Annotated in this window: 11 protein-coding genes and 3 pseudogenes; 13 read left to right on the top strand and 1 reads right to left on the bottom strand. The window is 29.4% G+C overall.

What is annotated here, in order from left to right; all coding sequences use genetic code 11:
• The first annotated feature begins 166 nt into the window (after window positions 1–166).
• The 13 genes and pseudogenes from ACQV2P_RS00935 to ACQV2P_RS00875 all read left to right on the top strand — a co-directional run bounded on the left by ACQV2P_RS00935 (window position 167) and on the right by ACQV2P_RS00875 (window position 14,204).
• A complete protein-coding gene (locus tag ACQV2P_RS00935; RefSeq protein WP_428894476.1) occupies window positions 167–577 on the top strand; it encodes a sigma-70 family RNA polymerase sigma factor in 411 nt (136 codons plus the stop codon).
• Window positions 578–1,020: 443 nt separating this feature from the next.
• Window positions 1,021–1,170 (top strand): hypothetical protein, encoded by a 150-nt coding sequence (locus tag ACQV2P_RS00930; RefSeq protein WP_428894475.1) that lies wholly within the window; start codon window positions 1,021–1,023, stop codon window positions 1,168–1,170.
• 44 nt (window positions 1,171–1,214) lie between these two features.
• Window positions 1,215–2,996: a recombinase family protein gene (locus ACQV2P_RS00925; RefSeq protein WP_428894474.1), complete on the top strand. Its 1,782-nt coding sequence runs from the start codon at window positions 1,215–1,217 to the stop codon at window positions 2,994–2,996.
• Window positions 2,983–3,273, top strand: coding sequence for an RNA methyltransferase (locus tag ACQV2P_RS00920; RefSeq protein WP_428894473.1), 291 nt, complete (start codon window positions 2,983–2,985; stop codon window positions 3,271–3,273). Before ACQV2P_RS00925 ends, ACQV2P_RS00920 begins: the two co-directional genes overlap by 14 nt.
• Window positions 3,274–3,423: 150 nt before the next feature.
• Window positions 3,424–3,645, top strand: a complete 222-nt coding sequence (locus tag ACQV2P_RS00915) for a helix-turn-helix domain-containing protein (protein ID WP_428894541.1) — start codon at window positions 3,424–3,426, stop codon at window positions 3,643–3,645.
• Window positions 3,635–6,166: a DNA cytosine methyltransferase gene (locus ACQV2P_RS00910; RefSeq protein WP_428894472.1), complete on the top strand. Its 2,532-nt coding sequence runs from the start codon at window positions 3,635–3,637 to the stop codon at window positions 6,164–6,166. Before ACQV2P_RS00915 ends, ACQV2P_RS00910 begins: the two co-directional genes overlap by 11 nt.
• Window positions 6,159–6,662 carry a hypothetical protein gene (locus tag ACQV2P_RS00905; RefSeq protein WP_428894471.1) on the top strand — a complete coding sequence of 168 codons (504 nt, stop codon included), beginning with the start codon at window positions 6,159–6,161 and terminating at the stop codon, window positions 6,660–6,662. Before ACQV2P_RS00910 ends, ACQV2P_RS00905 begins: the two co-directional genes overlap by 8 nt.
• Window positions 6,663–6,678: 16 nt before the next feature.
• On the top strand, window positions 6,679–8,010 hold the full coding sequence (locus ACQV2P_RS00900; RefSeq protein WP_428894470.1) for a restriction endonuclease: 1,332 nt from the start codon (window positions 6,679–6,681) through the stop codon (window positions 8,008–8,010).
• Window positions 8,011–8,030: 20 nt separating this feature from the next.
• On the top strand, window positions 8,031–8,945 hold the full coding sequence (locus ACQV2P_RS00895; protein ID WP_428894469.1) for a HamA C-terminal domain-containing protein: 915 nt from the start codon (window positions 8,031–8,033) through the stop codon (window positions 8,943–8,945).
• Complete coding sequence (locus ACQV2P_RS00890) at window positions 8,942–11,512, top strand: DEAD/DEAH box helicase (protein WP_428894468.1); 2,571 nt, start codon at window positions 8,942–8,944, stop codon at window positions 11,510–11,512. Before ACQV2P_RS00895 ends, ACQV2P_RS00890 begins: the two co-directional genes overlap by 4 nt.
• A 512-nt stretch (window positions 11,513–12,024) precedes the next feature.
• Window positions 12,025–12,330 (top strand): annotated as a pseudogene (locus tag ACQV2P_RS00885) (hypothetical protein); the annotation flags it as partial.
• 704 nt (window positions 12,331–13,034) lie between these two features.
• Window positions 13,035–13,751 (top strand): annotated as a pseudogene (locus ACQV2P_RS00880) (reverse transcriptase domain-containing protein); the annotation flags it as partial.
• A 69-nt stretch (window positions 13,752–13,820) separates the two neighbouring features.
• On the top strand, window positions 13,821–14,204 hold the full coding sequence (locus ACQV2P_RS00875; protein WP_428894539.1) for a group II intron maturase-specific domain-containing protein: 384 nt from the start codon (window positions 13,821–13,823) through the stop codon (window positions 14,202–14,204).
• 106 nt (window positions 14,205–14,310) lie between these two features.
• Here the strand turns inward: ACQV2P_RS00875 and ACQV2P_RS00870 are convergent.
• A pseudogene (locus ACQV2P_RS00870) lies at window positions 14,311–14,492 on the bottom strand (transposase); the annotation flags it as partial.
• Between the last annotated feature and the right edge of the window lie 104 nt (window positions 14,493–14,596).

Below are 14,596 nucleotides of genomic sequence, written 5' to 3'. Positions count from 1 at the left end.
GGAGTTTGAACTCTAGCTACTAAAAAAAGTCAGGCAGCGACCTAGTCGATTAATAATCGATTGGGTCTTTTTTTATGCCAAGAATCAGGAGGAGTTATGGTTAATATTCGTAGTCCTCCTATTTGTTTTGAGTAGAAGAACGAAAAAAACAAATAAGGAGGAGAAAATGAGTAAAAAATATTTTATATTTATTGATGGAAAGAAAGTTTATGTAAGTGAAGAAGTTTATAAAGGATATTGGCAAATTACAAATCGTGAGAACTATTTAGAGCAGGTGGATCGTAAAAACCACTTGCTCTTTTTTTCTTCCTACGATAAGGATGGAAACTTTGTAGACAACCTAAGAGATGACAAGGTGGATGTTGAAAAGATTGTAGAAACTAAAATCTTAATTGACAGGGTTCATGATGCACTTGATGGGTTGAATACAGAAGAAAGAGAGTTAATCGAAAGCCTATATTTCGAAGAAGAATCAATTCGTTCACTAGCAAGAAGATTAAACACTTCTCACACATCAGTTATTAGAAAAAGAAATTCAATTTTTAAGAAATTAAAGAAACTGTTAGAAGACCTATAAAAACTAGGGGCAAGTTTAAAACTTGCTCCCTTTTTCTTTTCACCCGTTCCATTTGTTCTAAATATTCACTTTAAAGGTGTAGGGCATTTAAAAGAACTTAAATTTATTAGGAAAAACCTACAAATTGAACCTTGAAAACTGCATAGACCATTACGAGACTTTATCCACTTAAGGAGCAAGAAGACCTATACGCTAAGACCTTTCTGCTGACCCTAGAGTTGGTTTAAATGAATACTGCAAGTGCAAGGATAGAAGAAAATGAGCGAAAAATATATGTCTTTAATTAAGGCCTGGAAATCTTAAGCGATGATTTGAGTGGTGCTAATGATACTTCTAAAGTTGAGGCCGGCTCGTCTAGAACAGGGGCGGAGGTGAGATTCCTATGTAGCAGATCCACTGCACTCGTAAATGTCAAAAAACTTAAACTTACATAGGAGGTTAATATGAAAGCAATAAAAAATTATAGTATGAAAGTTGCTATGCTCTGTAGACTTTATGAACTTAATTTAATAAATGATAAAGAATACACTAAAATAAAGAACAGATTAGAAAAAGATTACAAGAGAATAGATAGAAAGCAATTAATATTATGATATAATAACACTGTAGAGAGATACAAAATGGGAAGGAGGTAAAAATGAAGACTAAAGTAAAAGTAATTAAAGCTTCAAATACAGGAGCAAGAAATAGAAATGCATTGCATTTAGATTTAAAGCGAGTTGCAGCATATTGTAGAGTAAGTACGGACAGCAAAGACCAACTTGATTCGTATAAATCACAAGTCGATTACTATACAAACTTAATCAATAATAATAAAGAATGGACTTTAGCAGGCATATATGCAGATGAAGCAACAACAGGAACAACTGCAACTAAAAGAGTAGACTTCATGAGATTAATTAGTGATTGTCAAAATGGAGAAATAGATATGATAATCACAAAATCTATATCGAGATTTGCCAGAAATACATTAGATACTTTAAAGTATGTAAGACTTTTAAAGGAAAATAATGTTGGTGTAGTATTTGAAGAAGAGAATATAGATACGTTAACTATGGATGGAGAGTTATTATTAACTATATTAAGTTCAGTAGCTCAGCAAGAAGTAGAAAACACCTCAGCCCATGTGAAAAAAGGCCTGAAAATGAAAATGGAAAAAGGAGAGCTCATTGGTTTTCAAGGTTGCCTTGGATATGATTATGACCCGTCAACAAAAAGTATATCTATAAATGAAGAAGAAGCTAAAATTGTTAGATATATATTTAAAAGATATTTAGAGGGAAGTGGTGGATCAGTTATTGGTAGAGAATTAGAAGAGCAAGGGTATCTAAGTCCAAGAGGTAAAACAAAATGGTCCGATACTACAGTGTTAGGGATAATTAAGAATGAAAAGTATATTGGAGATATATTAATGGGAAAGACTTTCACAGTTGACCCTATTACAAAAAGAAGATTAGCAAATTTCGGAGAATCTGATAAATACCATATTGAAAATCATCACGAACCAATTATATCAAGAGAAGATTTTGAAAAGGCACAAGAAATCAGATTGAGAAGAGCACAAAATAGAAATACGATTGCTAATAAAGGAAGGAAGAGAGAAAAACTTTCAAGACAATATGCTTTTTCAAGTATGTTAGAATGTGGATTTTGTGGTGAAATACTTTCAAGAAGAACTTGGCACACTAGTTCAATATATAAAAAGATTAACTGGCAGTGTGTAAAGTCGACTAAAAAAGGTAAAAAATATTGTCCTCACTCAAAAGGGGTTCAAGAATCAGCCATAGAAAAAGCTTTTGTTGAAAGTTATAGACAATTATGTCATGCAGATTCAACAGTAATAGATGACTTTTTAAAAATTGTTGAAGAAGAAATAAATGATAATAGTTTAATTAAAGATTTGAAAAAGATAGAAAATAAATTAAATAGAATCATTAATCAAGAAAGAAAGCTAGTTGATCTTCACTTAGAAGAAAGTATAGATGAAGATGTTTATACAAAAAAGTATAAAAAACTATCAAAACAAAAGGAAGAAATACTAGATGAAAAGAAAATACTAGAATTGACAATTAAAGATGAAAATTCTATAAAAGAAAGATTAAATGGATTTAAAAAGGTATTAGAGAACAAAGAGATTATTGAAGAATTTAACAGAACAGTTTTTGAAAGTATAGTTGACAAAGTTGTGGTGGGTAGAATTGACAAGGAAGGAAAAGTCCATCCATATGACTTAACGTTTTATTTCAAAACAGGAGTTCAAGATAGTCAAGATTCTAATAACTTTAAAGATAAAAGAAAGAATGCCAAAGAAAAAGATATTAATAAATTGTGTTCCCATAACGAGGACGAGGACAAAAAATTATGTCCCCAATCAAAAGACCCCGCATGTGGAGACGGTAGCGTTATTGTCCAAACTTGATTCTGATGAACATATTAATATAGAAGTGAATGAAGAAGATTTAAAAGATATAAAGCTAAAAAAAGATGCAACCTATGAAGATATAAAAGAATATGTGTTTAAAAAACATGGTTTTAAAGTAAGCTATCTTTATATAGCTCAAGTTAAGAGAAAACTAGGCATAATAGAAAGAGAAAGCTATAATAAATCAAAGAAGGAAGACCAAGTAGTACCAATATGTCCTGAGGACAAAGAAAAAGCGATCATAGAGGCTTTAGAGTGGTTTAGGATGATTTAGTTATTTAAACAAAAGGTTTATATTTTATAGGACGGTATTCCAACCGTCTTTTTATTAATTTACTTAATTGAAAACAAATGACACTTCATGTTATAATAGAATAGTTAATATATATATTTAGGAAGTTAAAATATAGAATTGGAGAATAATATGGGATTTTCGTATAATAAATTATGGAAGTTATTAATAGATAAAAATATGAAAAAAACAGACTTACAATGTGCAATAGCAACAACTCCCAAAACAATAGCAAAAATGGGAAGAGATGAAAATGTAAGTTTAGTGACATTAGGGAAGATTTGTGATTATTTTAAATGTGATATTGGAGATATTATTGAATTTAAGAATGAGGTTAAGTTAAATGATAAATAATATTCTTACCTACATATCATTATTTTCATCAGCAGGAGTTGGATGTTATGGGTTCAAACAAGAGGAATTTGAATGTGTAGCTACGAATGAAATAATTGATAGACGTTTAGAAATTCAAAAAATAAACAAAAAATGTAAATTCGATAGTGGATATATAAGTGGAGATATTCAGGAGCAGGAAATTAAAGACAAAATTTCAAATGAAATAAAAAAATGGGAAAAACTCGGTAATGATAGCATTGATGTTATTATTGCAACTCCTCCTTGTCAAGGAATGAGCGTAGCTAATCATAAGAAAAACAATAGTGATTTACAAAGGAATAGTTTAATAGTTGAAAGTGTAGAGATTGTTAAAGATATTAATCCGAGATTTTTTATCTTTGAAAATGTTGCTGCATTTTGGAAAACTGGTTGCACTCTAAAAGATGGAACTATACTATCAATAGGCGAAATGATTGAAAGTAAACTTTCAAATAATTATTTAATTTCTAAGCGTGTAATTAATTTTAAAAACTATGGTTCAAACTCTTCAAGGACCAGGACATTAGTTATTGGAGTTCGAAAAGATTTATCAGATATTGTAGTACCTATAGAATTATATCCAGATTATCGAACAGAAAAAACTTTGTTTGATGTTATAGGTGATATGAAAAGTTTAAATTGGGGAGAATATGATGACAATGACTTTTTTCACAGTTTTAGAGAATATCCAAAAAGAATGAGAAAATGGATATCAGATCTTAAACCGGGCCAGGGAGCGTTTGATAATGATGATCCTAAGAAAATCCCTCATAGAGTAGTAAATGGAGAAATTTTATTTAATAAAGCTAAAAATGCTGATAAATACACTAGACAAGAATTTAACAAAGTAGCTCCATGCATACACACAAGAAATGATCAATTGGCTAGTCAAAATACTGTTCACCCTATTGATGATAGAGTATTCTCTATTAGAGAACTTATGAAGATGATGACCATACCAAGTGAGTTTAAATGGACAGAGGAATCTATAGAAGAATTAAATTCACTTAGTATTGAAGACAAGAAAAAAATGTCTAAGAAGATTGAAATGAATATTAGGCAAAGCATAGGAGAGGCTGTTCCTACAAGTATTTTTAGGCAAATAGCTAAAAAAATAAAGGAAAATACTTCAAGAAAAAGTTTAAAGGATAAGGAGATTATAGGTGTAATAGAAAATAAAAGATTAGAAAACATTAGTGATTTAACTAATTTTTTAAAAGAAAATATAAATCTATATACAGAATCTACAATTTTAAGAATAATAGAAATGTCGAATACGAAAAGACAGACACATTCAGCTTTTTATACAAATAGATTTATAGTAGAGCATATAATTGAGGATTTGCCAGAGTTTGAAAAAGATGAAATAACTATAGTAGAACCATCCGTAGGCGCTGGGAACTTTCTAAAGCTTCTTTATAAGAAATATGAAGATAAAAAACGAGTAAATCTTATATTGATTGACATAGATGAAGATATATTAAAAATATTAGAATCATTAAATCATGTTCCAGATAACTTTAATGTTAGATATATTTGTGATGATTTCTTGAACTATGATTTTGACGAATTAAATATAGATCTAGTAATTGGCAATCCTCCATTTTCCAAAATTAGTGGGGAAATTTTAAATAAATATTTAGAAAACAATTATAATAAGGATACTAAAAATTTGGCTGAAATATTTTTAGAAAAAGCAATAAGAATTTCTGATTATGTTTCTTTAATATTACCTAAAAATATTTTAAACACACCTGAGTTTATAGAAACAAGGAAATTGTTAAAAGAGAACTCTATAGACTATATACATGACTTTGGAGAACTAGGGTTTAAGGGGGTTCTTGTTGAAACTATAAATTTGATGGTAAATACAAAAATAAAAAGACAGAATACAATTGTAAAATCAATTACAGATAGCTCTATTGTTAAACAAAAGCTATCTTATATTTCAGATGAAAAACTTCCTTACTGGGTAATTTACAGAAATGAGTTTTTCGATAATGTATATGAAAATATGAAATTTGATATATTTGATGTATTTAGAGATAGACAAATTACAACAAAAAATTCTACATTGGAGAATATGAATGATTCTGAAAACTATGTAAGAGTATTGAAATCAAGAAATATTAGTGATGATGGATGTGAAATTTTAAATATAAACTCTTACGATTCTTATATAAGTTTAGAAGAGTTAGACAATCTTTCAGTAAAAAAATTTATGGATAGAGATGATGTATATATGACACCTAATATGACATATAAACCAAGAGTAATGAAAAAACAAAAAGGATATGTTGTAAATGGGTCTATAGCATTATTAATACCAAAGAATAATGAGATTCTTAATGATGAACAAATGAGATATTTCTCAACAGATGAGTATAGGGAATTTTATAAAATTGCTAGAAATAAACAAACGCGTTCATTAAACATTGATAAAACAAGCGTATTTTGGTTCGGGAGAAAAGTAGAAAAAAGGAGTGTGTTAGATGCTTAAACTAAATTTTATTACAGATAACCCTCGATGGGGAAAATCAGGTATTCTCTTTAAAGATGTGATGGAGTATTCAAAAACATTAGGTTTTTTAACTAATATACGACATTATAAAGGTTATGGTGAGAATAAAACAAATTTTGATAATAGTATAAGTATTCATATAGAAGGTAATCATACTGATGGAGCATGGGCTAAAGAATGCAGAATACATGGTTATAAAACTATTGATATTTTTACTGAAGAATTAGAAGTTTTTAACAGGGCAAAAAGTGCAGGAGTTAGGAATATAGAGTTTAGAATAAATAGTAACCCTTATATTAATCACTTAATAGAAGAGTATAAGTTCAAAGTTGAAAATTCAGAAGAATATATAAGTAATATTACCCCTTCTAGTTATCTGAAAATAAAAAATATATTTTTAAAAAATATAGATTTTTATAGTGATAAAGAAAAAGAAGAATTGATACAACAATTTAAATACGGATTTAACTTATAATTATGGATGAAAAAGAATGAGTATATATATAGACTTTTTAAATAAACATGACTATGATGTAAGAAAAACTGGTGATGCAAGGTGGATTGATCAGAAGTGTACCTATGATGTAGTTTCAATAATTGCTGACTGCATAATAGAGTATGTGGATGAAAATGATGCAAAGGAATTTGCTGTTTCTGATATATGGCATAGTGAATATTCTAGAGAGAATGTAATTTCTATTTTTTCAAAACCTGATCCTGAATTGAAAGCTGGAAATGAATATGACAAATATTTTGGACAACCTATTAAATTATTGGGTTATAGTAAGATTCTTAATGTAAGAAAAGAGAAGAATAGGTACTACTACTCTATAAACAATAGGGAGTTATTAGAGAAAATTGCATTAAGGCCGACTAATGCTTTGAACTTTTTATATGAGTATATAGTTAAGGTTTTAAAAGATAGTGGGATTTGGAATTCATTTGAACAGTTTTTTGAAATACAAACTAAAGAAGCCTACAAAGATGTTAGAGATACATTTATAAGATTCACTATAAATTATACAAAGATAAATGGTGAGACAGAATGTGGTAGGATTTTTACAAAAGTTATAAATCCTCTTGCTTTTAAATTAAAGAAACATGGTACTGAGCGAGGTAGAATTTCCAAAAACATTATTACATTGAGTGATTTACAATATAATCGTGCAAACTGGAGAGATGAATTAAGTGGTAAAGATAAGTCGGTTACTAGAGCTGAACATGAGCCAACAGCTTCACAGCTACAAGCAAGAGCTATGGCTAGTTATACGATTAATAAGGCTAAAAAAGCAATGCGTAAATTTAATGATAGTATTTATAATGGAAAATCTGAAGTATATCAATCAACCGAGATGGTAAATGCAACTCAAGCACACCACATATTTACTCAATCAGACTATCCGACTATTGCTGATTATGTTGAAAATTTAATAATGCTGACACCAAACCAACATTATTCAATGGCTCATCCTAATAATAACACTCAATACGTTGATAAAGACTTCCAATATATATGTCTTATTGCAAAATCAACAAAAATATATCTAGATTTAACCTCTGAAAAAGAGGATAAGTTTTATGACTTTGAAGACTATAAATTTGTATTAAATACTGGTCTTGAGACAGAAGAGTTTAGTTCCATTGACTATTTGGATTTTGCTACTATTATTGACAAGATAGATTATTACTATATGGATAATGTTAGTAATAACAAATATTATAAATTGATAAATGATAATAAGTTAGATAGAAATCAACAGTATTTGGAAAATTTTGTTGATTTTAAAACGGTAGCAGAAGATGGTATCGATTATAGGATTTAGTTAATTTTGGAGGTGATAATTTGATAGTAAGTCAAAATTCAAAAGATGTAATTAAAATATTTCATAACATAAAGGATATACCTATAAGTTCAAATTCAGATGACGGAAAATTGAATATATTTATGTGCCCAATAAATGCTAGAAACTTTGACTACAATCAAATTTCCTTAGTTTTAGTGGATTCTGTAATTGATTATGCTTTATCTAAAAAAAATATAGCAAAATATCAAAATAAACCTGGGCGCTTATCACAAATTGCACGTAGCAAATTTAAAGAATATTTAAAAAATAAAGGTGAATTAGGTGAGTTGCTTTTATATTGTTTTTTAGAGGGCCATTTAAATGCCCCTAAAATTCTAACAAAAATGGAAATGAAAACAACTAGCAGTATGTATGTTAATGGCTCAGACGGTGTTCATCTTTTAAATAATTATGATGGGACATACAAACTTATATTTGGTGAATCTAAGTTATATAAAAAATTATCTGATGCTTTAAATGACGCCTTTAAATCTATAAACAGTTTCATTAATGAAATTAATTCCAATGGTAAAAATAAAAGTGGTATAAATTATGAAAAAGATTTAATATCATCAAATATAGAAAATTGCGAACTAAGTGATGAAGATAAGAATATACTTGAATTAATAATATATCCTACTAAAAATGAAAAAAATCTACGAATAGATGATGCTTTTTCTATTTTCATTGGTTATGAGATAGACATTTCAGAAGAAACGAAAAACTGTACAAGCAATAATTTTTTTGAGGAAGTTAAGAAAAAAATACTTTCAGATTTAAATGAATATGAAAATAAGATATATAGAAAAATTAATGATAATAATTTATTAGGTCATACTTTTTTTGTATATATTATTCCGTTTACTGATATAGATAATACAAGAAATAAAATTTTAGAGGATATTTTAACATGAATAATTTTATTGACCATCTTTCAGCAAAAGCTTATAAAGATGAGTATTTGATGAATTTAATATATAATCTGGAAAATTTTTTTTGTAAGAAGTTATTAGATCAAGATTATAAAATAAATTTCTCTAGTAAAGAACAGCATGATTTGATGAGATTTGTAGATATATTATGTAGATCGTCGACGAATGATCATAAAAATTTAGCATTAAAGATTGTTAGCCTTATTTATGAATTTGATGAACTTATGGAAATTGATTATATAAAACTTATAATGATAAACGCTTTAACTAAATTAGGAAATTTTCCATCAATGAATCTAATTGGGAACAAAAATGAAAATACAGGAGTAGATGAGATTGATTTAGATTTAATAATAAAAAGAATATATAATTCATCTCCAACTGAAGAACTTTTTACAGATGAACAAGTTAAAGTATTTAATAAATTAAGGAATAATAATCACTTTAGTTTTTCTGGCAGTACATCTTTTGGGAAATCATTTATTTTTGAATCCTTTACAAAATATTTAATTGAAGAGCATAATCAGTCTGATAATATAGCGTTTATAGTGCCGACCAAAGCACTAATAAATCAGGTGTCTAATAAAATTAGACATTTAGTAAGGTCAAGTAAATATAAAGTTATAAATTCACCTGAAATTCCTAAAGTATTAAAAAAAACAGAAAATAAATATATTTTTATATTCACCCCTGAAAGATTGATTTCTTATTTCTTAGATTTTACAAATCCTAAGATAGATTATTTATTTGTAGATGAAGCACATAAATTATTAAGCACTAAAGATACTAGAACTCCGTTGATGTATCATGCATTGAACATGGCGAAAAGAAAAAGTATAAATATATACTTTGCATCTCCAAATATACCAAATCCATCTATATTTTTAAAATTGGTAAATAATACCCCAGATGAGAGCTATGCAGTAAAAGTTGACTCAGTATCTCAAAATAAATTTTTTATTAATTGTTATACAGATTCTAGCTTTATGATAAGTGATTTTGGTAATGATATTATTTTTCCTAAATTCAATTTTTCAGGAAATTTCATTAAAGATTTAAAAATTATATTAGATGTTTTTTCAAAAAACAGACAGAGTTTAATTTATTGTAATACTGTATATAAGACAATATCAACAGCTTTTAAATATTCTGAATATTTAGAAGATATTGTAGATGAAGATATTAATGAATTAATTGACATTATTGATAAAAAAGTACATGAGAAATACTATCTTAAATATTGTTTGAAAAAGGGTATTGCCTATCATTTTGGGGGAATACCAGAAGAAATAAAGTTTAAAATAGAAGAATTATATAAATTAGGAAAAATAAAATATATATTTTGCACTTCCACTCTCTTAGAAGGTGTAAATTTACCAGCTAAAAATATATTTATATTGAGTGAGAAAATCGGCAATTTAAAGATGACAGATATTGATTTTTGGAATTTAGCGGGAAGAGCAGGCAGATTAACTAAGGATTTATCAGGCAATATTTTTTGTGTAAATCTTTATAATCAAGATGGTTATTGGAAAGATGAAAGAAAAGTGAAAATTCTTAGAGAAAAAAATATAGACGAAGCAGAGCCAATTATACTAAAAAAGAATAACAAAAATTTATATAAAAACATATCTAATTACTATACTAATAGTGAATATACTAATAAAAGGTTGTCCGAAGTTGATAAAAAAATAATAGAGATGTATGGGAATATTTTGTTATACCATGATTCAGTAAACAATGATTCTATTCTAAAAGATAGATATATAAACTCAGAAGATGAATCATTAAGTATTTTAAAAAAAATACAAACTGAAAAATTTGTACCCGGTAACATTTTAGCTGAAAGTATAGATATAAAATTTGATATACAAAATAAGGTTTGTGAAGGTATTAAAGAGAAATTACCTACTGACACTTCTTATGAGGGATGTTATAAGATGTTAAAAATATTATGTAAAGAATATGAATGGTTAAGAACAGAAAGTAGGGGAAATAATCCTATGATAAGGAGCAAAGAACAATTATCTTATTATGCAACACTCATGGAAGGTTGGATTAATTCCAAACCTTTAAAATATCTAATTCAAAAGACTATAAGTTATTATAATAATTCTGGTGACAGTAAAAATATAATTTTAAGTACTAATGGTAGAAAATATTCAGAAAAATTTGATAAAAAGAATGACTTTCATATTAATACTATTATAAACAATTTAATTAATAATTTGGAAAATAATATAAAATATAAAATTAAAATTTATGTAAGTAACTATCAATCAATACTACAATTCAACAATGTAGAGTTTGAATGTAATTGGGAAGAATATATTGATTATGGAACTACTGATCCAGAAATAATAGATATACAAAATTTAGGGTTTTCAAGAACAATAGCAATATTTTTGTTAGAAGAATATAGTTTTCTATTTACTAGAAATGAAAGAGAAGAAATCATAGGTATTAATGACGAAGAATTAAGAAGAATCATCGATAAGCAAAAATATTTAGATGAATATAAAGAATTAGAAAAGTTATTTGAATGGTAAAATTTATAAATATAAAGGAGGATGATGTTACATCTAAACTTCTTTCCCATAATAATTCTCATATTTTTGCCTATATTGTAAAAGGTCAGAAAATTGCTCTTTATTTAAAGAATACTCTTGCGTAAGGGTATTCTTTTTTTCTTGCAGTAAATCAAATAATCAAAGACTTTAAAGAAAATGTTGTAAGATTATAATAAAGCTACTTTAGCCCATAGAACAATGTGACTATGGACTAAAGTTATTTATTGAACATTTTTCTAGTATCTAATCTTTATTTACATCAAAATTAATGTATTTTCTAACAGTATTCCTTGATAATTTAAATTTTATAGCAGTTTCAGATATATTTTTAGTTTTAAATTAATTAAACTACGTAATTTATCACTGTAACATCCAATTTCCAATGGCTTAGAGCCAACACTGAAACAGCCATTAAAGCTAAACGATTATAAACAACGGGTTTTCCATTTTTGATAGCTCGTTGTTTATTTTCTCCTCTTAGTATATAGGGGGAGACGGTAGCGTTATTGTCCAAACTAGATATCGACCAATGTATTAAAGTGAAATTAGATATGGACGAGTTAGATGTAACAGCATCTGAAAGTAAGGCTACTTATGAAGAAATTAAAGAATATGTTATGAAGAAACACGACATGAAAGTATCTAATCGTTATATATCGCAAGTAAAGAAGAAATGTGGACTTGAAGTTGGTAAAAATTATAATGTTTCAAAGAAGGAAAATCCTATAGCACCTAATTGTCCACCTGAAAAAGAAGAGGCAATTAAGGAGGCTTTAAAACATTTTAAGATGATTTAAATTGGAGTATCTCGTAAAGCCCCATTGAGCTAGCAGTCAAGGGGGCTTTTTCTTGTGTGCCCAGCATGGGCACAATCTAATGGGTGAAAGTCCCTAGTCTGCCCTAGTAGTGGGAAAGACATAGCCGAACACCGAGGGTGTCCATCATGAGGTGGAATCTGAAGGAAGGTGTAGGCAAAACTCCGGTCTGACGAACAGAAATCACATCAGGCTGTACTTATGGATAAGGCTGCTAGACAAGTTAAAGTCCAATAACTACTCGGGAATAAATACAGTAAATGTGGCAGATATATGGAGTGAAAGAGTGTGCTCTTACCTGGGGAGGTCTTACAGGTAGGTGGAAACAGAGTAAGAAATCTATAGTAACAACGAACTGTAAGAAGTCAGCAGAAGTCATAGTAGCCGACGGCTTAAGACGAATGGGGAAGGAGTGAACTTTAGGAGATATGAAGAAAATGAATGTAACTGATGATAGATACAAGAATAGAAAACCTTAGAAAGAAACAGAGGGCTACTTGGGGAGGGGATCTGCGGAACAGAAAGAGGAGCTAAGAGCATTCGCCTAACAGAGGATTACTGAAACAAAGCATATCGACACAAACTTTAGTGATGCTGGGCTACTTGAGAAGATACTGGATAGACAAAATCTGAATAAAGCCTATCAGCGAGTAGTATCCAATAAGGGAGCTAGCGGAATCGATGAGATGAGTGTATATGAACTTATGCCGTATCTCAAAGATAACAAAGACAGCCTGCTCGAGAAGTTAAGAACGGGCAAATACAAGCCACGACCCGTATTAAGGGTAGAGATTCCCAAAGAAACAAAAGGGGAATACCGAAAGTTAGGAATACCGATGGTAATAGATAGACTGATACAACAAGGGATCCCCCAAGTATTAAGCCCAATCTATGAAAAACAATTTTCCGAAAATAGTTATGGTTTTCGATCAAAAAGAAGTACCCACGACGCACTGAAAGCATGCAAGAAGAATGTAGATGAAGGCTATAAGTAGGTGGTAGATATGGACTTGGAAAAGTTCTTTGATACGGTGTGCCAAAGCAAGCTAATAGAAATACTATCAAGAACTATAAAAGATGGTAGAGTAATAGCGCTAATCCATAAATACTTGAACGCAGGCGTAATAAACGAGGGAAAATATGAAGAAACGAAGGTAGGAATGCCACAAGGTGGAAATCTAAGTCCACTACTAAGTAATAGTATGCTTAATGAACTGGACAAGGAACTGGAACACAGAGGACAAAGATTTGTAAGATACGCAGACGATTGGATGATATTTTGCAAGAGTAAACGAAGTGCAGAAAGAACCTTAAGAAATATCTTGTCATTTATAGAGGGAAAGCTGAAGTTAAAAGTGAATCGAAATAAAAGCAAGGTAGCACATATAACGAAAGTTAAGTATCTAGGCTATAGCTTCTATATTACAAAAGGGGAATATAGGGTTAGGGTTTATCAGAAGTCAATAGATAAGATGAAAAGTGAACTGAAAAGGCTAACATCTAGAAGTAATGGAGGGTCAAATGCAGTAAGGAAATCCAAACTGAACAAGTTTATCGCAGGATGGATAAATTATTTCTCAATGGCGGATATGAAATCCATGCTGGAACGTATGGATGAATGGCTTAGGAGAAGAGTAAGGCAAATATACTGGAAACAGTGGAAGAAAGTCAGAGCAAGATACAAGAGGATAAAGAAATTTGGGATACCGCTTTGGAAAGTGCATGAAATGGCGAATTGCAGAAAAGCCACGTGGCGAGCTGCACTAATGCTAAACTCAGTGCTAATCAAAGAAGAAATAGCCAAGCCAGGCTACCTGTCAATGCTCGGTTATTATACTAAAGTGTGTGTAAACTAGGGAACCGCCGTATACGGAACCGTAGGTACGGGGGTGTGAGAGGTCGGCTAGTCAACTAATGGCTAGCCTCCTACTCGATTTCTTCCTGACACATATAATCTTGATATTAAAAGAATTCTTTTTTGAAATGGGAGTCGTTTTTATAGCCAAAGGCATTTCGCTTAATATCTTTGATGAGTTTGTTAGTTGCTTCTAGTTTGGCGTTGGAGTAAGGTAGTTCAATAGCATTAGCGACATAGTTTTATAGCGGATAAAGGTGTTTAAAGCCGTTTTAATAGGTCGTGTTAGACGATAATACATATGTGACATAAAACAAATAAAAATAGGGAGCTTCTGATACACTAAAGATATACAAACAACTTAGCGAAAGGAAGCTCCCATGAAAAATATTA

It is taken from the genome of Facklamia sp. P12932 (genome assembly GCF_050409545.1).
Lineage (GTDB): Bacteria > Bacillota > Bacilli > Lactobacillales > Aerococcaceae > Facklamia.
Note: the sequence above shows the minus strand (reverse complement) of the source record. Positions and strands in the feature narration are given on the sequence as shown.

Excerpts from the sequence above, each read along its gene's own strand:
- ACQV2P_RS00890 (WP_428894468.1), top strand. The coding sequence starts at position 8,942 with ATGAATAATTTTATTGACCATCTTTCAGCAAAAGCTTATAAAGATGAG.
- ACQV2P_RS00925 (WP_428894474.1), top strand. The coding sequence starts at position 1,215 with ATGAAGACTAAAGTAAAAGTAATTAAAGCTTCAAATACAGGAGCAAGA.
- ACQV2P_RS00910 (WP_428894472.1), top strand. The coding sequence starts at position 3,635 with ATGATAAATAATATTCTTACCTACATATCATTATTTTCATCAGCAGGA.
- ACQV2P_RS00905 (WP_428894471.1), top strand. The coding sequence starts at position 6,159 with ATGCTTAAACTAAATTTTATTACAGATAACCCTCGATGGGGAAAATCA.
- ACQV2P_RS00915 (WP_428894541.1), top strand. The coding sequence starts at position 3,424 with ATGGGATTTTCGTATAATAAATTATGGAAGTTATTAATAGATAAAAAT.
- ACQV2P_RS00935 (WP_428894476.1), top strand. The coding sequence starts at position 167 with ATGAGTAAAAAATATTTTATATTTATTGATGGAAAGAAAGTTTATGTA.
- ACQV2P_RS00900 (WP_428894470.1), top strand. The coding sequence starts at position 6,679 with ATGAGTATATATATAGACTTTTTAAATAAACATGACTATGATGTAAGA.
- ACQV2P_RS00875 (WP_428894539.1), top strand. The coding sequence starts at position 13,821 with ATGAAAAGTGAACTGAAAAGGCTAACATCTAGAAGTAATGGAGGGTCA.
- ACQV2P_RS00930 (WP_428894475.1), top strand. The coding sequence starts at position 1,021 with ATGAAAGCAATAAAAAATTATAGTATGAAAGTTGCTATGCTCTGTAGA.